Genomic DNA, 21,070 nt, shown 5'->3' with positions numbered 1-21,070 from the left:
GAATCGACATAACCGATTTCTGCGTTGTAAATTGAACTTATGTCTTTTCAAATTTTCGGATGTTGCGTGTCCTTGGATAATCAGGTTTCTGTTTTTTTTCCGACAGTTTGCACTTTGTACTTTCCACCTTGCACTTCACCACAAAAAACCTATCTTTGCACGCCTAAAAAACACATTGAAATGACACCACAGCAAATCCTTTTGCCGCACATCCAACAAGCAGTCAGCGAACTGTTTGGCGCCAGCGTTGAACACCTTGAGTTCCAGGCGACGCGACGCGATTTTGCAGGCGACATCACGCTCGTGGTCTTCCCGTTGTTGAAAGTAATCAAAGGAAATCCAGCCGAAATCGGAAACAAAATCGGTCAATACTTAAAAGACAACGTCAACGAAGTCAGCGATTTCAATGTTGTCGCGGGCTTTTTGAACATCGTGATCTCGAACGAATATTATCTCGATTTTTTCAAGAACATAAAAGACGATTCCAATTTCGGATACGGCAATCCTAACGCCGAGGCCGTAATGGTCGAATACGCCTCGCCCAATACGAACAAACCATTGCATCTGGGCCACGTTCGAAATGTGTTGTTAGGTTATTCGGTCGCTGAGATATTGAAGGCCGCCGGCCATAAAGTCTACAAAACCCAGATCATCAACGATCGCGGCATCCACATTTGCAAGTCGATGCTCGCATGGGAGAAATTCGGAAATGGAGAAACGCCCGAAACATCGGGATTGAAAGGCGACAAACTCGTCGGAAAATATTACGTCGAATTCGACAAACATTACAAAAGCGAAATCGAAGACCTGAAAGCACAAGGCAAATCAGAAGACGACGCCAAAAAACAAGCTCCGATCATCGTCGAAGCCCAGCAAATGCTACGCGATTGGGAAGCCGGAGATGAAAAAGTAGTGTCGCTTTGGAACAAGATGAACGGTTGGGTTTACAAAGGTTTCGAACAGACATACAAGGAAATCGGAGTGGATTTCGACAAGAATTACTACGAATCGAATACGTATTTATTAGGAAAGGAAGTCGTGCAACTCGGGCTTGAAAAAGGCGTTTTCGAGAAAGATCCCGACGGTTCTGTGTGGATCGATTTGACAAATGAAGGCCTCGACCGTAAAATCGTATTGCGCTCCGACGGTACCGCAGTTTACATGACGCAAGACATCGGAACCGCGATCCAACGCGTGAAGGATTTCCCGGACATTTCGGGAATGGTTTACACCGTCGGGAACGAACAGGATTACCATTTCAAAGTGTTGTTCCTGATCTTGAAAAAACTCGGTTTCGATTGGGCCGAAAACCTGTTCCATTTATCGTATGGAATGGTCGACCTTCCATCGGGGAAAATGAAAAGCCGCGAAGGAACGGTTGTCGATGCCGACGATCTGATGCACGACATGACCGCGACAGCAAAACAGATTTCGGAAGAACTCGGCAAACTCGACGGATATTCATCAGACGAAAAAGCGAAACTCTACGAAATCATCGGTTTGGGCGCGCTCAAATATTACATATTAAAGGTTGATCCCAAGAAACGCATCCTGTTCAACCCTGAAGAATCAGTCGATTTCGCAGGAAACACGGGGCCGTTCATTCAATATACATACGCGAGGATCCGTTCGATTCTAAGAAAGGCCGACTTCGATATTTCGGCGTCGATCACCGATATCGACCTGCACGAAAAGGAAAAGGAATTGCTGAAACTCGTGTCGGAATTCCCGCAAGTCATCCAAGACGCAGCAAAAGGCCACAGCCCGGCGCTGGTCGCAAACTATGTATACGAATTGGTCAAGGAATATAACTCGTTCTATCAATCGGTTCCTATTTTAGGGGCTGAAAACCTGAACGAAAAAGTTTTCCGTACGCAATTGTCGAAGAAGGTCGCCGACGTGATTGAAACTGGATTTGGATTGCTTGGGATTACTGTTCCTGAGAGAATGTAGTCAATTAATAATTAACAATTAACAATTAATAATTGGAGGCATCGGGTAAATCATATTTCTTTTCATCATTCCTGATCGTGCTATTATCAGCAGGATTTTTTCTGGGTTTGAAACAGTTTCTTCCCAAGAAAATTTTCTCCGACAAGGCCGGCACGACTAAAAACGTCCTGATCGATTCAATGCTCATCGACGCGTTCGAAGCCGAGAAGAAAGAAGGCGCGAAAGCCGAACCCCGAGCCGAGAACGGCAAAGGGCTCGACAATCAACCTGTCGTTTATTACGAGACTGACGGCATCAAATTTCCCGAGGAAAAATTCGAAGACTACAAAGGCAACCAATACCTGATCTCGTTCTACGAGAAACTATACCAGCTCGAAACCACCGGAAGCGGCAACGTCCGAATCGCATATTTCGGGGATTCCATGACCGACGGCGACATGATCGTCGAGGATTTGCGCACGAGTTTGCAGGAACAATTCGGTGGGCGAGGCGTTGGTTTCGTTCCGATAACGTCCGAATCGGCGGCGTCGCGAAATTCGATCAAGCACGACTATTCGGGCAACTGGAAAATGCAATCGTATTTGAATATCAAATATCCGAAACGCGCATTCGGCGTGAACGGCCACGTGTTTTTCGCGAACGACACGGCTCACACCGAATGGGTGCGATTCAAGTCGGGCAAAGGGAAATTCAACCACGATCTCGACAATCCGACGGTTTTCTTCGGAAGCTCAACGAACAAGAACGGCGTCGTTTCGTACATAACCGGCAAAGACACGATCCGCAAAAAACTCGCGGCGAACAATACATTGAATACGGTAACGCTGGCTTCGGGCGCACTCAAAGCGATCAAGGCCGATTTCCACAAAGCCGATTCAATTCCCGTCTATGGTTTCAATTTCGATGACGGAAAAGGCGTCCACGTCGACAATTTCTCGCAACGCGGCAACTCGGGAATCCCGATTTCGAAGTTCAACGTGCAATTGATGAACGCGTTCCAGGACAAACTCGGCTATGATCTAATCGTGCTTCACTACGGAACCAACGTGTTGAATTACGGCACGCTCGATTACAAATGGTACGAACGCGCGATGACCAAAACCGTGAACCGCATCCACGAATGTTTCCCGGGAGCGGCCATTTTGATCATTTCGACCGCCGACAAATCGACGAAGTACGACATGGAAATGAAGACCGATTCGGCCGTCGTTCCGTTGACTGTCGCTCAGAAAAAATATGCGCTCAATACCAAATCGGGATTCGTGAATCTCTATATGTTGATGGGCGGAAACGGCTCGATGGTGAAATGGGTCGAGGAACAACCCGCGATGGCCGGAAAAGATTACACGCACCCGAACTTCAAAGGCGCCAAGAAATTCGCGAGCCTGATCTACACGCAGCTCAAGCAAGGTTACGACCAATTCAAGGTTTTGCGCCAGAACAAGAAAACCGAAACGCCTAAAAAAGCACCATCCGACAGTTTGATGCGCAAAACCGATTCTACCGATGCGGATTAAATTATTTCTATTTTTATTACTATTGGGTTTCACGAAAGTGTCCGCCCAAACCGACTCTTCCTACGTAGCGGTCGATTCGATCGATGTCGATACGGTTGAGGTTCCGGTTCCAGCGAATCAGATCCAGAACGCGGGCGCGATGAAGAAATTCTACACGAAACTCGCCGAACTCGAACAGAAACGCGACCGCAAGATCAACATCCTGCACGTCGGCGATTCTCACATACAGGCCGATTTGTTCACCGACAAGACGCGCAAGGACTTGCAGAATATCTTCGGAAACGGCGGACGCGGCTTCGTGTTTCCGCACCGATTGGCGGGCACGAATGGTTCAAGTGACTACAAATTCACCTCGAACGCGAAATGGAACGGCTGGCGCAACATTAATTCGGTGAATCCCGATTATCCGGTCGGTCTTAGTGGAATTGCATTGATTACGAACGCGCGTGATTTCGCCATTGAATTTGACACCAAATCGGACAATAACGCATTCAACCTGATCCGAGTCATTACGCCACAAAACCGTCCGTTGTTCGACGTCGCGACCGCGAAGAAAACGATCGTGATGGAATCGGAAGTAACTAAAAAAATTACACACAAGATCAAAAACGGAGAAGTTTTAGGTTCGATCGCCGACAAATACAACGTGTCGATTTCGGCCATCAAAAAAGCGAACGGTTTGAAATCCGACCGAATCCGCGCCGGAAAGTCGCTCAAGATTCCGACCAACGACCGCGAAGCCAAGAAAATTTATCGCTCCGAATTCATTCCGTTGCAAATGCAGGAAGACGCGGTTTCCCATTTTTACCGATCTGAAAATTCGCTCGACGAGATTTATTTGATTCCGTCTGAAGGCGCGTTCGACGTGGCATTGAGCGGCATCGTCATTGAAAATAATTTGCCCGGAATTTTGTACCACAGCGTCGGCGTAAATGGAGCGAAACTGTCGGATTACAACAAATATCCCGAATTTTTCGAGCAGACGAAAGCATTGCAATTAGATTTGGTCATCGTTTCCCTGGGAACCAACGAATCATTCGACAAAATGTCCGGAAACGATTACATGGCGCAACTTGACGCGTTCATCGCGAATTTGAAAAGGCAGAATCCCGAAGTCGAAGTGTTGGTCTTGACGCCGCCGCCATCGCTTTTCAAACGCCGTTACCCGAATACGTTCGCAGCCGATTATGCGCAAAAATCAATCGATCAATCGTCGCCCACGACTTATGCCGCCTGGGATTTGTATTCCCAATTGGGCGGTTTGTACGGCGTCGGGCGAAATGCCAAAAAAGGCCTGATCGGCGGCGACCGTGTGCATTACACGAATGCGGGTTACGCCAAAATGGGCGCGTTGCTCACCGAAGCGATTTTAAAAGGTTATCAGGATTTTAAAACATCGGGCAAATGATGAGCTGGATTGACATACAAAATTGGTTCCTCGCGAATTACGAGAGCTGGTTCACGTTCAACCCGAAAGAGCCGATCCTGTTCAACACGCCTTTGTTTTTGGGCATGTTCCTTATTTTCTACCCGATTTATATCTTGACATTAAAGTCGAAAACACACGCGATGCGCAACCTTTACGTGTTCGCGTTCTCGTTGTTTTTTTACTATAAATCGAGCGGATTGTATTTCTGTTTGCTGCTCATTTCGGGCGTAACCGATTACAATTTGGCAAAAATGCTGCACCAGGAAACGATCCAGGCGTATAGAAAATTCTATTTGGTATTGAGTGTCATCCTGAACTTATGTTTCTTGGGCTATTTCAAGTATACGAACTTCCTGATCGACAATTACAATGGGATTTTCGACGGAAACGTAGCGTTTCATGACATCATTTTGCCCGTCGGGATTTCGTTCTACACGTTCCAGTCGATGAGTTATATCATCGATATTTATCGAAAAGAGTTGCAGCCGACCAAGAACATTCTCGATTACATGTTCTTCGTCTCGTTCTTCCCGCAACTCGTCGCCGGCCCGATCGTGCGCGCGTCTGAGTTCCTGCCGCAGATCTATAAGAAAATCACGCTTTCACGGGAAGAAGTCAACTATGCGTTGTTCCTGATCATCGGTGGTCTGCTCAAGAAAACCGTGATCTCCGACTACATTTCGATCAATTTCGTCGACCGTGTGTTCGACCAGCCGAACTTGTACACGCCGTTTGAAAATCTCATGGCGTCATACGGTTACACGATTCAGATCTACTGCGATTTCTCGGGTTATTCTGACATGGCGATCGGTATTGCGATGCTTATGGGTTTTAGGTTGTCGACGAATTTCCGCACGCCTTACAAATCGGCTTCGGTGACCGAATTCTGGCGTCGTTGGCACATTTCGCTTTCGACTTGGTTGCGCGATTACTTGTACATTTCACTCGGTGGAAACCGCAAAGGAAAATTCCGGACGTATCTGAACCTGTTTCTCACGATGCTACTCGGCGGATTGTGGCACGGAGCGTCGTGGAAGTTCGTAATCTGGGGCGTTTTGCACGGATTGGCGCTCGTCGTGGAACGTTTGTTCAAAGGCGTTTTACCGATCCCGAAGAACCGATTCTCATGGGCGATCAAAGTCATTCTTACTTTCCATTTCGTCGTTTTCTGTTGGATTTTCTTCCGTGCGAAGGATTTCACGACGGCATTCGAAGTCATCGGAAACATCGCGAAACTCGATTTCAAACCTCAGGAATGGCTTACGATCTTGTCGGGTTATAGAAACGTCTTTATCGTGATGTTCATCGGGTATGTGTGGCATTTCCTGCCCGCGCGTTGGATCGATTCACTCAAACTCGCGTTCGACAAACTCCCGATTCCGGGTAAAGCATTGGTTTTGGCGCTTACGTATTGGGTGGTTTACGCGACGGCGACGAGCGGGCCGCAGCCGTTTATTTATTTTCAGTTTTAGCGAGGTTCAGGGTTCAGGGTGCAGGGTGCAAGGTGCAAGGTGCAAGGTTTTGACTCATTATTGTATGTTAGTTTCTAGTGTATGGATTCTCTTGAACGTCGATTGTCTACGTAAACGAACCCTGAGCCCTAGACCCTGAACCGTGAACCCAAAAATCAAAAACTTTTCCCAAAGTCCGCTCTCCAAATACTTTTTCCAACAAATAGGTCGTACTTTAATGTACCATTAAAATTAACCTAAAGACCTGCAGTATGAAAAAAGCAATGTATTCGATGTTTGCCGCGGCACTTTTGCTGGGTAGCGCATCATGTTCGAGCGATGACGATGGCAGCGGAAATAACGCGAACATCACCGTCCAGGCGCTTACCAACACGATCACGAACCAGACGTGGCGCGTGACGTCCTACAGCGAGGACGGAATCGATGAAATCTCAAATTTTTCGGGCTTCAATTTTACGTTTAACGACAACAACACTGTTTCGGCATCAAACGGTACCGACACATTCGATGGCGTCTGGACGATTACCGATGACGATGACGACGACAATCCGGGATCGAACCCCGATCTGAACCTTACATTCGGTTCGCCCGACGATTTTCTTGAAATCAGCGAAGATTGGTACACGCTCGAGCGCACCGGAAATAGGGTAAGGCTGAGCCATATCAGCGGCGGCGACGGCGGTACCGATTACCTTACGTTCGAAAGAAATTAAAAGAATTTGTATTCTTTGCGAAAACCAGCTTGTAACAGCTGGTTTTTTTGTGGTAAAAAACTTATAAATTTGTTAAGTAGAATTGCAATTTAGTCGCTCTCAGTTATTTTCGTCCCGACAAACATTAAAATAGCAGCGATGAAAAAACTAGTATTCTTATGCATGGCGATAGTTGGGGCTGTCGTAACTTCTTGTTCGGATGACGACAACAATCCGTCGGGAACTTCAATAGAGAAAGTCCGTACCACGGTTCAAGACGGCCAATGGCGCATCAGCAGTCTAATCAAGGACGGCAGCGATCTTTCGGGAAATTTTGCCGATACCGATTTCGATTTCAACAATGGCGTGGTTACGGCAACAGCCGCAAGCGACGTTTGGACCGGATCGTATTCGCTGCCCAACCAGACAAGTTCAAGCGCCGGATACAAGGTGATCACGATGTATTTTGCGGACGAACCGAATTTCGCGATCCTCAACGACCACTGGCGCATCATTACACTCACCGACGACAAGATCACGTTGAAATACGTCGATCAGGACACGGTGGACGATACGATGATCCTCGAAAAAAATTAGTTAGGTTACTCAATAAGGAAGACCAGTCGGAAACGGCTGGTTTTTTTTTGGTCAGATTGGAAAATCTACAGATCATCAGATTTACAGATTTACAGATTGAAAGATGTCCTGACGTTGAATTAAGACAAGCGAATCTGTCGATCTGTCAATCTGAAATCTGACAATCTAAAAAATAAATTTCAACGACAAATTCGGCGTGCGTTTCAACGAATACGTATTCACGCGTTCAATCACATTCTCATCGTTGATGCGGTAATAACGGTTGATGATGTTGCGGTTGTCAAACAGATTCATCACCGACAAACCCAACGAAAAGGCCGTTCGGGCCGATATTTTCCACAAGTAAGATGCCGAGAAATTCGCCTGAAAATAATCGTCCAGATTCGAGCTGTTCGGATCATTGTAGGTTATTTGTCCGAAGCTCGGGCTCGTTTGTCCCGCCATCGGAGTCGTTTGCGGTTTGCCCGTATACCATTTCGCGCCCAACGATGCTTTCAGTCGTTTTCCTTCGTAACTCGCCGCGGCCGACAATGCGTGCACGATCTCAAAATTGTTCGCGAAATTCGGAGGCGTCCAACCGTTGAACGTATATTCGTTTCTATTGAAACTGTAGCTGACCCAAGTCCGGAAATCGCCGAAGGTCTTTTGGATCAAGGCTTCGGAACCCCAAACCTTGTAATCGCCGTTGATTCGGATAAATTCCAATTGGTTCTGGAACGATTGGCTCGCCGTAGGGATTCCGCTCACGTTTTTATAGAAACCGTCGAGCGTCAAAAGCCAGCCCGAATTTTCATAAGTGAAACCCAAAGACGACTGGAAACTTTTTTGGATAGGCACCGAACCGTCGTCGCTGGGCATCCAACGACGTTTTTCAAGCCCGAGGAAATCCTGTTGCAGATCGATTACCTGAGACGACGTCTGGCTTTTGAATTCGGCGAGTGCCTCGATACGCAAATCGTCGGTCAACTTATAATTCGACTGCAGTCGTGGCTCAAAACGCGTACTTCCGAATCGATCGTAGTAATTGAATCGCAAACCCGGCTGCACGAAAAGCCTTTTATCGCCCGACGTATATCGCAATTGTGCAATAACGGCATGGTTTCTCAAAACCGTTTTCGCGCGGCGGTTGTATTCGGGATCGTTGATGTCGTCGTAGTTCGAAATTCCCGTTTCGTTGTATTGATAACCGTTTTCGAAAACCAATTTTTCCGACAATTTGTGCGTATTCGTGAGTCGGATTCCGGTGTCCAAAACCTCGTTCTGCTGGTCGAGTTGCTGGTCGTTCTGCACCGATCGGCTCATCGCATCCAATTTGTACGACGACACATAGCCGCTGATCTGCGTCGAATTGTTCGCGTTCCACTTGGTTTGCCAATCGAGGGACGCGCCCAAATTCTGCTGGTCGAGGTTGCTGTTTTTAGCGGTCGACGTTCCCGTTTCCAATTTTTTCTGCGTGACGTCGAGGCTGTTCGAAACCGCGATCGCACTGATTGAAAACCGGCTTTTCCCGCCGACGATCCGGTCGTACTTGAGCGAAACGTCGTAAAAATAAAATTCCTTATCGACGCCGTATTTCACGGTTTCGTTGCTTTGCAGATCGGTCACGACGGTATTTTGGAAAATTCTGTCGGAATACGCTTTGTATGTGGGCGAATCGAATAAATCGGTAACCGATCGCCGGCCTGAGATCGTCAATCCCGATTTTTTCGACAGACGAAACTGCGCGTACAATTCGGCACTGATCATATTTGCCGCGAAACCCGCAATCGTGGAATCGGCGGGCTTCGTGGAAATATTTACCGTACTCGAAACGCCTTCGCCGAAGATTGACGGCGTTCCGTTTTTATAAATGTCGATCGTCTGCGGCAACTGCGGGCTGAACACTGAAACCAACCCGAAGAAATGTCCGGTCTGGTACATTCGGATGCCATTCCACAAAAACAAATTTTGGTCGTGGGTTCCGCCTCGAACGTTGATGTTCGAAATCGTCTCGTCGACGCTCAAAACACCGGGAAGTTGTTGCATCGTTTGCAATACGTCGGCCTCGACCAAACCCGGAAGCAACCCGAATTGTCGCGGTTTTATGCGCAGCGACCCGTCGGCTTTTTTCGAGATTCCCTGGGCGAGATATTGGGCGATGAGCACTTCGTCGAGTTGTTCCGACAGCGTGTCATTCAAGGTAGGTTCAGGTTCCGACGCCGAAATCCCGATGTGCGTGCGGTCCTGAAACGCGAAAGTCAGCCGTGTAAGCTGACGAAGAAAATCGAGTTTTTGTTCGAGCGAATACTCGTTCGGAGGCGCGCTGGCGATTTTTCCCGCGATCGTTTCGTCGAGGAACGTGAACGTGACGTCGTGTTGTTTTTCAATACCCGAAAGTATTTCACGCAGCGGTAATTGCTTGCCCATACCGGTTTGCGCGTTCAGGCTGCAAACGGTAAAAAGCACAAAAAACAACGCCCGTAAAAGTCTATTCATTAGCTGAAAGTACTATTTTTTTATCGATTGTTTCGGCATTTAGCGAATAGGTCGCGCACAACATTTTGACGGCTTTCTGCAAGTCGTTGGCGGGCAGCGATCCCGTTAACTTGCTCGGCGATGTATTCTTGATTTCGATGTCGACGTCGTATACGCGCTCGATTTCGGCGACGACTTGTTCCAAAGTGGCCGAACGGAAGCGCAATTCGCCGATGGTCCATTCCGGTTCGGAACTTTGCGTTTCCCCATCGAGGATTTTGTCGCCGTTTTCAAAAATAACGAGTTGTCCTTTCGTGAGCAGCACTTCAGAATTATCGTTTTTGACGCGAACTTTCCCTTCATAACATTCGACTTCGAAACGATTTTCACGCGCCCTGACATTGAATTGCGTCCCGACGACGGTCACGGTCCCAAGCGACGTTTTTACATCGAATTTCTTTCCCTTCGCGACCTTGAAATACGCTTCGCCTTTGAGCGTGAGGCTGCGGTTTTCCTCCCAGTTTGATTTATCGTACTCGATCTGCGATCCTGATTGCAGCGCGATTTGCGATTGATCCGGAAGCAGCGCGTGCGTCGTGGTTCCGTTCGAAGCGATTTCGCTTATCATTGCATCGGTCGGACGAAAAACGAAGGAAATCCCGAGCGCGATCACCAAAACCGCAGCGATTGCAAATTTGAACATCGGTTTGCGATACATCGGAATCACTTTAACTCGTTTCTCGCGCGACATGACGTTCGCCAACATCGCCTCTTCATCCATATCCTCGGGCTTCAACTGCGAACTCAATCGCGCGATGCGCTCGTACTCCTTGAACTCGGGCGTTCGCTGGAATTGCGTAAGCTCGGCCTGTGTCATTTCACCGGCAAGCCATTTTGCGAGATGCTCCATTGTAGTTATGAATTATAAATTATGAATTATGAATTGGCATTCGTTATCATCGGCCAAATCAAAATCTGTAGATCTGTAAATCTGTAAATCTGACTTCTGTAAATCTGTAAATCTGAATTCTGTCAATCTAAAATCTCAAATCGAAAACCCAACGATTTCCTTCCGAAGCGAAACCAACGCTCCACTTATCCGTTTTTCAACGGCTTTCACTGAAATGTCGAGGATTTCGGCGATCTCATGGTATTTTTTTCCATCTATCCGGTTCATCAAAAAAGCCGTGCGCTGTGCTTCGCTTAAATTCGCGATGGCGTTTTGCAACTTGGTTTTGAACTCTTCTTCCTCCAGCAAATACTCGGGGCTTTCGGGCGTTTGGCTTCGGATATTTGCCGTTTGGGCGTAATTCAAGACTACTTTTTGGTGTGCGATCTTGTTTAAGGATACGTTGTTTGCAACCGTATACAAATAGGATTTCGCCTTTTCTTCGGGCACGTCGGCGCAATTTTCCCAAAGCTTGATGAAGGCGTCCTGCGCTACGTCATTCGCCTTTTCACTGTCGCCGAACTTGTACAACAAATAATTGCGCAACACCTTCACGTGTTTCTTGAACAGCGAGGCAAACAGGCTTTCCTCGCAAACGCCGTCTATTGGACAATGAATCTCCATGGAACTCGATTCGGATTTGATAATGGTGAAACAGCCGCAAAACATTTTACCCTACCTTTAGCAGGATATTTTTTTCGCTGCGTTAAAATTATGATTTTTGGTAGGGTTTGCGGCAACGTGGCTGTTTTTATGCAAACCGTTTTACATCGACTATGAAAAAGCTGTGCAGATTGAAGTTCCTGGTTTTCGTTTTTGCCGCATTGGCGTTGTTCTCGTGCCAAAAGGAAGAGAATCGCATAATCGTAGGCGAAGGCCAGCTCGACAAGGCGTCGGCGATTACGAGGAAGATCCAAAGACTGACCGCGAACAACACGGGTATCGACAACGTGATCGACAGCACCGACTGTTACAGCGTAAAGCTGCCCGTCGATGTGATCGTTTCGGGACAAACCGTCTCCGTGCAAAACGCCGATGATTACACAATCGTAAGTGAAATTTTACAAGCGACTCCCGTAGGCGCGACCGTCGATTTCGTGTTTCCGATTACGGTCGTGGATTCGGCCTATGTCGAAACCGTCGTTGGCGGAGAAGAATTCGACGCGCTGGTTTCGAATTGCACGGCGTTCCAAAAGATAGAATGTTTGGCGTTGGTGTACCCGATTTCAGTTTCGGCTTACGACACGGGTACTCAAAATCCGTTGAACCAGACGATAGACAACGACAAGGAATTTTATTTATTCCTCGAAAATCTCCCGAATTCGTCGGTCTATCAAATCAATTATCCGATAAGCGCCGTCGATTTTCAAGGCGCAACCATCAGCATTTCCAGCAACGAGGCGCTGAATTCCGCAATCGATACGGCCGGCTCCGATTGCGCCTGCGACAACCCGCAAATCCTTACCGACGACTTGATACTGTACATGCCTTTCGCCAACGAAATCGCCGATTTGACCGGTTTTGGATCGGTCGACCAACAAGGCGTGACATTTGTCACTGATAGAAGCGATAATCCGAACGGTGCGGTTTCTTTAGGCGGTGGCGGTCAAAGCGGGTCGATCTTCGTGAGTGGAAACTTAAACAACGATCTCATTCAAAACAACGCGTTTACGATAAGTTTGTGGTTCAATCGCCAAACGTCGGTCCTGACGCCCGAATTCCTGCTCAGCAACAGCGAATTCGTGCTCGGTTTGGGCAATCCCAACATACAAACTGAGGTAAGGTCGCCGTTTGCAAGCGCGCCAAATATGTTCGTCAACGAAGCCGATTGGCCGTTTCTGCAAGGCCTGGACCAATGGCATCACGTTGCCGTGACTTGGAACGGCCAGGTTTTCACATTGTATCGCGACGCCAATTTCGTAGCGGAATCGGCGAATCCTGAATTCCCGCAGCAGATGTTGGGCTATGCGATCGGAGGCGAATATCTAGGTTTCATCGACGACATCCGAGTCTACAAACGCTCGCTCAACAGCACTGAAATAGGTACATTGTTCGAGCTCGAAGGCGATATCAATACCTGCCTCGAGTAAAAAGAAAAAGCCGGTCGCAATGATCGGCTTTATATTTTGGGCGCGTCCCAATCGCGGAACTTTTTCGTAAAAGTCACGTTTTCATCGCGATTGGGTCGGGCTATCTGTTCCAATCTTTTTAGGGAAAACCTTGGCAGGATTTCCCTAAAAAGGATTTCCACTTCTATCCCTCGCGCGGTCTAGTACCTGAAATTATGTGCCGTTCCACTTGGCGCTTTCCCGGTTCCGTTCGTCGCTCCGTTGGTTCCTGTCCGGTCAGCCGCCGATCCTTTGTATTGGGATCCGCAGGAAATTATCGCCGAAGTCGCGAATACTAAAACCAGTGCTTTGAGTGCATGTATCGTTTTCATGGTCGTCCGTTTTAAAGTTGAACATAAAAGTACGCTCGTCCACAGCGTTTTATCGTATAGGGTTTACGGGTATTTTTACACGATTCGATTGTGTTTTTAATGCGGTTTCGATTCGGCACAGAGCGCAAAATCACTTATATTTGCATCTTCATTTTTACGATTGCACTATGTTCGATAATTTATCCGATAAGCTAGACAAAGCCTTTCATATCCTAAAAGGACACGGCAAGATCACTGAGATCAACGTGGCCGAAACCCTCAAGGAAGTGCGCCGCGCGTTGCTCGATGCCGACGTCAACTTCAAGATCGCAAAAGATTTTACGGCGAGAGTAAAAGACAAAGCCATTGGCGAAAACGTGTTGACCACGTTACAACCGGGACAGCTTTTGGTGAAACTCGTGAAAGATGAGTTAACTGAACTCATGGGCGGAGACGTCGCCGGAATCAATCTTGGCGGCAGCCCGACGGTCATTTTGATGTCAGGTCTGCAAGGTTCGGGTAAGACGACGTTCTCAGGTAAACTCGCTAATTTCCTAAAGACCAAAAAGAACAAAAAACCATTATTGGTCGCATGCGATGTGTATCGTCCGGCGGCGATCAACCAATTGCATGTGGTCGGTGACCAGATCGGTGTCGAAGTCTATTCGGAACCTGAAAATAAGAATCCTGTCGAAATCGCGCAAAACGGTATCAAGCATGCCAAGGCTAACGGTTTCAACGTAGTCATCATCGATACCGCTGGCCGTTTGGCCGTCGACGAGGAAATGATGAACGAAATCGCGAACGTCCACAAGGCGATCCAACCACAGGAAACCTTGTTCGTCGTCGATTCGATGACGGGACAAGATGCCGTAAATACAGCGAAAGCCTTCAACGACCGACTCAATTTCGACGGCGTAATCCTGACCAAACTCGACGGTGATACGCGAGGTGGTGCGGCGCTTTCGATCAAATCGGTAGTGAACAAGCCGATAAAATTCGTCGGAACAGGCGAGAAAATGGAAGCCATCGACGTGTTTTATCCGTCGCGTATGGCCGAAAGGATTCTCGGAATGGGCGACGTCGTTTCCCTCGTTGAAAGAGCGCAGGAGCAGTTCGACGAAGAGGAAGCGCGCAAACTCCAAAAGAAGATCGCGAAGAACGAATTCGGGTTCGACGATTTCCTCACGCAGATCCAGCAAGTCAAGAAAATGGGTAATATGAAGGATTTGGTCGGCATGATTCCGGGCGCTTCGAAAGCCATGAAAGACGTGGAAATCGAGGACGACGCGTTCAAGCATATCGAGGCCATCATTTATTCGATGACGCCCAAAGAGCGCAAGAAACCCGCGATCATCGACGTGAAACGCAAGAACCGCATCGCGAAAGGATCGGGCACGAAAATCGACCAGGTCAACCAGCTCATGAAACAGTTCGACCAAATGAGCAAGATGATGAAGATGATGCAAGGTCCGGGCGGTAAGAACTTGATGAAAATGATGGGCGGGGGAATGCCGGGAATGAAATAAAGAATTTGTTTAGGGTTTAGAGTTTAGGGTTTTGCCCGGATTCTGAACCCTAAACGTTTGCGGACAACGCATCTCTAAACTCTAAACCAAGACAACAACATGAAACTTCTCGACGGAAAGAAAATTTCAGAAGACATCAAAAACGAAATCACGGCCGAAGTCGCCCAAATGAAAGCCAAGGGTGAAAAAGTGCCTCATCTTGCAGCGGTTATCGTCGGCAATGACGGTGCGAGCCTGACATATGTCGGCAGTAAGGTAAAGGCCTGCGAACGCGTCGGTTTCGAGTCGACAATGGTGAGAATGCCGAGCACGACATCGGAGTCCGAATTGCTCAAGAAAATCAAGCAACTCAACGAAGACGCGAACATTGACGGATTCATCGTGCAATTGCCGTTGCCTCCACAAATCGACACGCAGAAAGTCATCATGGCGATCGACCCGACGAAAGATGTCGACGGTTTCCATCCCGAGAATTTCGGAAAAATGGCACTTGACATGAGTACGTTCATTCCTGCGACGCCTTTCGGAATTCTCGAATTGCTCGAGCGTTACGGAGTTGAGACGCAAGGAAAGCACACGGTCGTCATCGGACGCAGCCATATCGTCGGACGCCCGATGAGCATTTTGATGGGACGCAAAGGTTTCCCGGGAAACTCAACCGTTACGTTGACACACAGTTATACTAAAAATATCGCACAGATTACGACCCAGGCCGACATCATCATCTCGGCGCTCGGCGTTCCGAATTATCTGAAAGCGGAAATGGTCAAGGACGATGCGGTCATCATCGACGTCGGTATCACGCGTGTCGCCGACGAAACGTCTGAAAAAGGCTATCGTATCACAGGCGACGTCGATTTCGAAAACGTATCCAAAAAAGCATCGTACATCACGCCTGTTCCCGGTGGAGTAGGGCCGATGACGATCGCGATGTTGCTCAAAAATACGCTGTTGGCCCGCGAGCGCAAACGCGAAATGGAATAAGTACGCAAGTAAATATTTGAACCATTACGAGCATTAAGTTCATTAAGAAAATAAAATCTTGATGAACTTAATGCTCTTGGTGTTTTGTACGTTTTCTGTCGAATTAAATAATTCCCAAATAACGACCTGATTTAAAAATTAGCCTTACTTTCGCGGCGCAAAACAGAAATCCAATCCTTCAATGGACGATCATCCCAAGATGTTAAACCACTCCTGATGTTGCGCAAGCGCGGCGTCTCGACTAATGCCGCGTACAAATGAAAACCTTCTACCAAAACAACAATGGCCTCGTGGCCGTGAACGACTGGCAGCCGCACTGCTGGATCAATGTCGAAACGCCCGACAAAGGCGACAAGAAATACCTGCTCGAGGAATTGGGTATTCCCGAAGCGTTCTACAATGACATAAAGGATTTTGACGAACGCCCGCGCATCGAGGTCGAGAACGGCTGGTGGCTTGTCATCATGCGTATTCCGATCAAGAGAGACGATATGAAATTGCCGTTTTATACGATTCCGATCGGGATTGTGTTCAAGAACGATGTGAGGATTACGATCAGTTTCAAGAAGACCGAAATGCTCGAGGATTTCGTCGTGTATTCGCGTCGCAAAAAACTCGATATTTCTGACAATTTCGATATGATCCTGAAATTGTTGCTCTCGTCGAGCGTTTGGTATCTCAAGTATCTGAAGCAGATCAACCAAAAGATCAAACTGGCCGAGGACAATCTCGAAAAGTCGATCAAGAACGAGGAATTGCAGGCGCTTCTGCAAATTGAAAAATGCCTCGTGTACTTCATGACATCTTTAAAAGGCAATGATATTTTGTTGCACCGATTGAAAAACATCCGGAGCCAAAAGGAAAACTACGATCCGGAATTGCTCGAGGACGTCGAGATCGAACTGCGTCAGGCACAGGAAACGACGAACATTTATTCGGATATCCTGACGGGCACGATGGACGCGTATGCCTCGGTGATCTCGAATAACATGAACAACATCATGAAACAGATGACGTCGATTTCAATTATTTTGATGATCCCGACCGTCGTGGCGAGTTTTTATGGCATGAACGTGCCGAACATTTTTCAGGACAATCCGTACGGCTTGTGGATAATCATGGGGATTTCGTTGGTTTTCTCGACGTTCGGCGTGTTGTTGTTTATGCGGAGAAAGTGGTTTTGACTTTTTAACTGTGAGGTTGACTTTTTGCAATTGAAAACCGAAAGTTTCACCATTTAGAGCATTGAGGCCATCAAGTTCATTAAGGATTGAATGAATGAACGTACCCGTCAAAAATCATGGATTTTACCCTTAAAAACCGCCGATCAAAACGACGTTTTTCTTTTTCCATTTGCCGTTTTCCTTCTCGCAGTAATAATAATTATCAAGTACGACGTTTTTCGAACTCAAATACCAAATATAAATTAACGCTTTTGTGCGTTCAGCATTGAAGAGCGGCGTCGAATATAGGAAAACGCCGTTCCTGTTGTGCGTACGCGAAAATTCGTCGATGTTGAGACCGTGATAATTTACGTACTCGGTTGCTTTGACGCGCGGTTCCCAGCTTTCGACTATGGGGATGTTCTTTTTCCAGATCGCTATGTTTCCTCCGATGTACTTAGCGATCGTGTCGGCCTTTTTCTGTGGGAATTCGTCTTTGATTGATTTCGGCATGAAGTAATCGGTCCACATATTGTTGACTTCGCGGCACATGTAGATCGCACTTCGGTTTTCAGCCGTATTCAGGTCGTTGACGAGTTTGTAGGATTCGGTTGTGAGCGCAGATTCCTTTTGGGCGAGGAGAACGGTTGCGGTAAGAATGAAAATAGGTAGGAATTTCATAATGGAGGTTTAACTTTTTTGGAGGAAAAAGTGTAACGGGCGGTTTTTGACTTTTGGTATATTTAACCCTTTAAGAGTTTCAAACTCTTAAAGGGTTGCATTCAATCCTCGTAAAAATACCTTAAATCCACCCAAATCCTGCCGCTTCTCGCATCCAACAACATCTTATACGAATTCGTCTGCGTTTTTCCGTCGCGATAAAACAACTCCGAAGTATCAACCGATGCGATCCCGTCCTTGTCGAAATCCGCGAAATTCTCCGGAGCCGAACTGACTTTCCTAAAATCATGCCTCGACGAATATTCGTCCATGTCGAATTTGGAAGTGTCAAGCGCGAAAACAGTCGTCTTTCGTTTCTTGCCCGCGTCATAATTGCAGTCGGACGCCAGGGTCGGTGGAATGTCCGCCATCGCACGTATCTCGACATGATCGATATTTGCCCATTCGCAATCGCGGTTGTTCACGATCTTTCGGGTAAACGTCCGCAAACCTAAAAAGCCGACGCAAACCACGGCCACGACAATCGCGCTGCTTAGCAAGAGTATTTTTTTTGCACTCATAAAATAAATATGTTATCGGTTACGAATGCAAAACGGTAAAGCTGTAAGAAAATTGCTCTATTTTAGGAATCTCCGTCTTTCCGATAGCGCGGATCGTCTTTCTTGATGATCTCAATATTGCGTTTCGGCGCAGGTGAAAAACTCTTCGGGCGCGTACTCTCGCGTTCCGAATTCCGCTGCAGATCACTTTTCCTCGGTTCGTCGCGATTGGCGTCGCCTCTGGAAAAATCCCTTTTGACAAAGTCTTTTTTGTCCGAATCCTTGCCAGAATCTCGCTTTTGGAAATCGCGTTTCGGCGCATCCGATCGCTTCGAATCCTTATTGAAATCGCCTCTCGAAAAGTCTTTTTTCCCGAAATCGCGCTTCGGTTTTTCGCCGAATTCATTCTTCGAGAAACTCGCTTCCTCAGTCTTGCTTGACGGTTCGATAAGCAACGACAACTGAGAGATTTCGTCCTCGGTAAGTTCACGATGGCGCCCGACAGGAAGATCGAGCTTGATGTTGATGATTCTCACGCGCTTCAATTTCACGACCTCGTAACCCAAAAACTCGCACATGCGACGGATTTGTCGGTTTAAACCCTGCGTCAAGATGATGCGGAACGATTCTTTTCCCGTCTGTTCCACGAAACACTTGCGCGTCACGGTATCGAGAATCGGCACGCCGTTGCTCATTTTTTCGATGAAACGAGGCGAGACAGGTTGGTTCACGATCACTTCATATTCCTTCTCGTGATTGTTCCTCGCGCGCAAAATCTTGTTCACGATGTCGCCGTCGTCGGTCAGGAAAATAAGGCCTTCACTGGCTTTGTCGAGTCGTCCGATCGGGAAAATGCGCTTCGGATAATGTAAGAAATCGATGATGTTGTCTTTCACGTCCGTATTCGTCGTGCATTCGATTCCTGGCGGCTTGTTAAGTGCGAGATATACGAATTTTCCTGTTTTTTCGCGGATGAGTTTCCCGTCGATCCGGATTTCATCGGCCGATGACACTTTCATGCCCATTTCGGCAGGATTCCCGTTTACGATTACGCGATTCGCGGCGATGATCTCGTCGGCTTCACGTCGCGAGCAATGTCCGGTTTCGGCTATGAATTGTACGTGACGTTTTCGTCTGAAACCGATCTCGAAAAAATAAACGGTTTGCGATCGCTTGAAAGCCAATATGTGTTTTCGCTCGAGAAATTGCAGTTGCTTCCCGACGAAAAAATCGAACAGATGAAGATTGTGTCCGAATCAAATAATGAAAATTCCGACGCCCTGATCCGAATCAAAAACACGTACAAAGTCCAAACTTTAAATTCTTCGAATGCGCAATTGCTCGAATTGGCCGCCAAACTCGAAGCGCTCGACGCGGTTTCCTATTGCAGCTTGCTCTCGATGAACGCGATTCCGCCGCCGTCCGACATTCCGCCCGCGACACCGAACTACGAGTCGGCCCAAAACTACATCGGCCCAAATCCGGGCGTAAACATGCAATTCGCGTGGGATTCGGGATTGATCGGAAACGGCATCCGAATCCGCGACGTCGAATATGGTTTCAATAAAAACCACGAAGAGTTCAACGATTTGGCGGGCACGTTCCTGCAACCCGGAATGACGATCGGATCGGACGTCACGGCGAGTTACACCGAACACGGAACCGCAGTCTTCGGTGTCGTGTTCGCCGACAAAGGAACCTACGGCGTTTCGGGAATGGCGTACGGCGCCCAGGAAATGGTGCTGTTTCCCGAGTGGCAACAAAGCGGATACAATCGCGTGCTCGCGGTAAGCCAATCCATCGGCGCTTCAATTGCGGGCGATGTGATCATCTATGAAATGCAGGCGTACGGCGTGAATGACGCATTCGTCCCGGCCGAATACGAAAATCTGATCTGGGATCTGACCAAAGCCGCCACCGATTCGGGAATCATAATCGTCGCAGCGGCCGGAAACGGTAACGCCGACCTCGACTCGACGCCTTATCTTCCGTATATGAACCGAGGCGACAGCGGCGCGATTATCGTCGGGGCCGGTTCGCCCGACGTGTCGCACAACAAGATTTCGTACAGTACGTTTGGAAACCGCGTGAATGTGCAAGGTTGGGGGAGCAACGTACGTTCGTCGGGCTACGGTGATTTCGCGGCGATTTTCGGTGATTTCAACCAACGTTACACGAATTTTTCGGGTACGAGTTCGGCCACTCCGATCGTCGCGTCGTGCGCAATCGTGCTGCAATCCTATTACCATGGGCAAACCGGAAATTACCTGACGCCTGCGCAAATGCGGAATATTCTCGTGACGACGGGAATCGCCCAAGGCTCCGGCGGCCACATCGGGCCATTGCCGAATATGGAACCCGCAATCGCCGCGGTTACTGCTTTGGCGACGCAAAAAGTCGACGCGATTTCGTTTTTCGTGTATCCGAATCCTGCGAATGACGTGATTTCCATCGCGGGCGACATTTTAACGGAGTCGCGAATCGAAGTGATGAATGCAGTCGGGCAAACGGTTTACGTAGGTTTCGCCACCGATAAAAATATTTCGGTTTCTAATTTGACATCGGGAATTTACTTTGTGAAAGTAACGGAATCGGATAGGAGCGCGGTTCGGAAAATCGTAAAGCATTAATTTAAGAAAACATGCATGAAACACGTAGTAAGATTTCGTTGATTAATCTTTGTTTTGTCATT

General features: G+C 47.7%; 17 protein-coding genes and 1 pseudogene. 11 read left to right on the top strand and 7 right to left on the bottom strand.

What is annotated here, in order from left to right:
- The first annotated feature begins 180 nt into the window (after positions 1-180).
- From argS to EOO50_RS07605, 6 genes are all read left to right on the top strand, one after another.
- A complete protein-coding gene (gene argS / locus EOO50_RS07630; RefSeq protein ID WP_290839020.1) occupies positions 181-1,953 on the top strand; it encodes an arginine--tRNA ligase in 1,773 nt (590 codons plus the stop codon).
- 32 nt (positions 1,954-1,985) lie between these two features.
- On the top strand, positions 1,986-3,470 hold the full coding sequence (locus EOO50_RS07625; protein WP_290839019.1) for a hypothetical protein: 1,485 nt from the start codon (positions 1,986-1,988) through the stop codon (positions 3,468-3,470).
- Positions 3,460-4,878: a LysM peptidoglycan-binding domain-containing protein gene (locus EOO50_RS07620; RefSeq protein ID WP_290839017.1), complete on the top strand. Its 1,419-nt coding sequence runs from the start codon at positions 3,460-3,462 to the stop codon at positions 4,876-4,878. Before EOO50_RS07625 ends, EOO50_RS07620 begins: the two co-directional genes overlap by 11 nt.
- The gene (locus tag EOO50_RS07615) at positions 4,878-6,371 is read left to right on the top strand and encodes an MBOAT family protein (RefSeq protein ID WP_290839026.1); all 1,494 of its coding nucleotides are present in this window, start codon (positions 4,878-4,880) and stop codon (positions 6,369-6,371) included. The genes EOO50_RS07620 and EOO50_RS07615 overlap by 1 nt, the downstream gene beginning before the upstream one ends.
- A 251-nt stretch (positions 6,372-6,622) precedes the next feature.
- Positions 6,623-7,084, top strand: coding sequence for a hypothetical protein (locus tag EOO50_RS07610; protein ID WP_290839016.1), 462 nt, complete (start codon positions 6,623-6,625; stop codon positions 7,082-7,084).
- A 138-nt stretch (positions 7,085-7,222) separates the two neighbouring features.
- A complete protein-coding gene (locus EOO50_RS07605; protein ID WP_290839015.1) occupies positions 7,223-7,660 on the top strand; it encodes a hypothetical protein in 438 nt (145 codons plus the stop codon).
- Between the two features lie 165 nt (positions 7,661-7,825).
- Here the strand turns inward: EOO50_RS07605 and EOO50_RS07600 are convergent, their stop codons facing one another.
- The 3 genes from EOO50_RS07600 to EOO50_RS07590 all read right to left on the bottom strand — a co-directional run bounded on the left by EOO50_RS07600 (position 7,826) and on the right by EOO50_RS07590 (position 11,687).
- Complete coding sequence (locus EOO50_RS07600) at positions 7,826-10,135, bottom strand: TonB-dependent receptor plug domain-containing protein (protein WP_290839014.1); 2,310 nt, start codon at positions 10,133-10,135, stop codon at positions 7,826-7,828.
- Positions 10,128-11,024, bottom strand: coding sequence for a FecR domain-containing protein (locus EOO50_RS07595; protein ID WP_290839013.1), 897 nt, complete (start codon positions 11,022-11,024; stop codon positions 10,128-10,130). The genes EOO50_RS07600 and EOO50_RS07595 overlap by 8 nt, the downstream gene beginning before the upstream one ends.
- 135 nt (positions 11,025-11,159) lie before the next feature.
- On the bottom strand, positions 11,160-11,687 hold the full coding sequence (locus tag EOO50_RS07590; protein ID WP_290839012.1) for a sigma-70 family RNA polymerase sigma factor: 528 nt from the start codon (positions 11,685-11,687) through the stop codon (positions 11,160-11,162).
- A gap of 152 nt (positions 11,688-11,839) precedes the next feature.
- Between EOO50_RS07590 and EOO50_RS07585 the strand changes: the two genes are divergently transcribed.
- Positions 11,840-13,153, top strand: a complete 1,314-nt coding sequence (locus tag EOO50_RS07585) for a LamG domain-containing protein (protein WP_290839010.1) — start codon at positions 11,840-11,842, stop codon at positions 13,151-13,153.
- A 179-nt stretch (positions 13,154-13,332) separates the two neighbouring features.
- Here EOO50_RS07585 and EOO50_RS07580 read toward each other — a convergent pair whose 3' ends face one another.
- On the bottom strand, positions 13,333-13,503 hold the full coding sequence (locus EOO50_RS07580) for a hypothetical protein (RefSeq protein ID WP_290839009.1): 171 nt from the start codon (positions 13,501-13,503) through the stop codon (positions 13,333-13,335).
- A gap of 167 nt (positions 13,504-13,670) precedes the next feature.
- Between EOO50_RS07580 and ffh the strand changes: the two genes are divergently transcribed.
- From ffh to EOO50_RS07565, 3 genes are all read left to right on the top strand, one after another.
- Entirely contained in the window at positions 13,671-15,011 is a 1,341-nt protein-coding gene (gene ffh / locus EOO50_RS07575) for a signal recognition particle protein (RefSeq protein WP_290839008.1), read from the top strand.
- A gap of 99 nt (positions 15,012-15,110) precedes the next feature.
- Complete coding sequence (locus tag EOO50_RS07570; protein WP_290839007.1) at positions 15,111-15,995, top strand: tetrahydrofolate dehydrogenase/cyclohydrolase catalytic domain-containing protein; 885 nt, start codon at positions 15,111-15,113, stop codon at positions 15,993-15,995.
- Between the two features lie 257 nt (positions 15,996-16,252).
- On the top strand, positions 16,253-17,179 hold the full coding sequence (locus EOO50_RS07565; RefSeq protein WP_290839006.1) for a magnesium transporter CorA family protein: 927 nt from the start codon (positions 16,253-16,255) through the stop codon (positions 17,177-17,179).
- Positions 17,180-17,308: 129 nt separating this feature from the next.
- Here EOO50_RS07565 and EOO50_RS07560 read toward each other — a convergent pair whose 3' ends face one another.
- The 3 genes and pseudogenes from EOO50_RS07560 to EOO50_RS07550 form a co-directional block, all read right to left on the bottom strand.
- Positions 17,309-17,839: a hypothetical protein gene (locus EOO50_RS07560; protein ID WP_290839004.1), complete on the bottom strand. Its 531-nt coding sequence runs from the start codon at positions 17,837-17,839 to the stop codon at positions 17,309-17,311.
- Positions 17,840-17,940: 101 nt separating this feature from the next.
- The gene (locus tag EOO50_RS07555) at positions 17,941-18,399 is read right to left on the bottom strand and encodes a hypothetical protein (RefSeq protein WP_290839003.1); all 459 of its coding nucleotides are present in this window, start codon (positions 18,397-18,399) and stop codon (positions 17,941-17,943) included.
- A 380-nt stretch (positions 18,400-18,779) separates the two neighbouring features.
- A pseudogene (locus tag EOO50_RS07550) lies at positions 18,780-19,523 on the bottom strand (pseudouridine synthase); the annotation flags it as partial.
- Positions 19,524-19,541: 18 nt separating this feature from the next.
- Between EOO50_RS07550 and EOO50_RS07545 the strand changes: the two are divergent.
- Positions 19,542-21,008 carry a S8/S53 family peptidase gene (locus EOO50_RS07545; protein WP_290839002.1) on the top strand — a complete coding sequence of 489 codons (1,467 nt, stop codon included), beginning with the start codon at positions 19,542-19,544 and terminating at the stop codon, positions 21,006-21,008.
- The last annotated feature ends 62 nt before the right edge of the window (positions 21,009-21,070 follow it).

The organism is Flavobacterium sp. (assembly GCF_004211145.1).
Classification (GTDB): domain Bacteria; phylum Bacteroidota; class Bacteroidia; order Flavobacteriales; family Flavobacteriaceae; genus Flavobacterium.
Note: the sequence above shows the minus strand (reverse complement) of the source record. Positions and strands in the feature narration are given on the sequence as shown.

What these genes read in the sequence shown, in the direction of transcription:
- EOO50_RS07605 (WP_290839015.1), top strand. Translation starts at nt 7,223, where the DNA reads ATGAAAAAACTAGTATTCTTATGCATGGCGATAGTTGGGGCTGTCGTA.
- EOO50_RS07560 (WP_290839004.1), bottom strand. Translation starts at nt 17,839, where the DNA reads ATGAAATTCCTACCTATTTTCATTCTTACCGCAACCGTTCTCCTCGCC.
- EOO50_RS07565 (WP_290839006.1), top strand. Translation starts at nt 16,253, where the DNA reads ATGAAAACCTTCTACCAAAACAACAATGGCCTCGTGGCCGTGAACGAC.
- EOO50_RS07600 (WP_290839014.1), bottom strand. Translation starts at nt 10,135, where the DNA reads ATGAATAGACTTTTACGGGCGTTGTTTTTTGTGCTTTTTACCGTTTGC.
- EOO50_RS07555 (WP_290839003.1), bottom strand. Translation starts at nt 18,399, where the DNA reads ATGAGTGCAAAAAAAATACTCTTGCTAAGCAGCGCGATTGTCGTGGCC.
- argS (WP_290839020.1), top strand. Translation starts at nt 181, where the DNA reads ATGACACCACAGCAAATCCTTTTGCCGCACATCCAACAAGCAGTCAGC.
- EOO50_RS07580 (WP_290839009.1), bottom strand. Translation starts at nt 13,503, where the DNA reads ATGAAAACGATACATGCACTCAAAGCACTGGTTTTAGTATTCGCGACT.
- EOO50_RS07595 (WP_290839013.1), bottom strand. Translation starts at nt 11,024, where the DNA reads ATGGAGCATCTCGCAAAATGGCTTGCCGGTGAAATGACACAGGCCGAG.
- EOO50_RS07570 (WP_290839007.1), top strand. Translation starts at nt 15,111, where the DNA reads ATGAAACTTCTCGACGGAAAGAAAATTTCAGAAGACATCAAAAACGAA.
- EOO50_RS07620 (WP_290839017.1), top strand. Translation starts at nt 3,460, where the DNA reads ATGCGGATTAAATTATTTCTATTTTTATTACTATTGGGTTTCACGAAA.
- EOO50_RS07610 (WP_290839016.1), top strand. Translation starts at nt 6,623, where the DNA reads ATGAAAAAAGCAATGTATTCGATGTTTGCCGCGGCACTTTTGCTGGGT.
- EOO50_RS07590 (WP_290839012.1), bottom strand. Translation starts at nt 11,687, where the DNA reads ATGGAGATTCATTGTCCAATAGACGGCGTTTGCGAGGAAAGCCTGTTT.
- ffh (WP_290839008.1), top strand. Translation starts at nt 13,671, where the DNA reads ATGTTCGATAATTTATCCGATAAGCTAGACAAAGCCTTTCATATCCTA.
- EOO50_RS07615 (WP_290839026.1), top strand. Translation starts at nt 4,878, where the DNA reads ATGAGCTGGATTGACATACAAAATTGGTTCCTCGCGAATTACGAGAGC.
- EOO50_RS07585 (WP_290839010.1), top strand. Translation starts at nt 11,840, where the DNA reads ATGAAAAAGCTGTGCAGATTGAAGTTCCTGGTTTTCGTTTTTGCCGCA.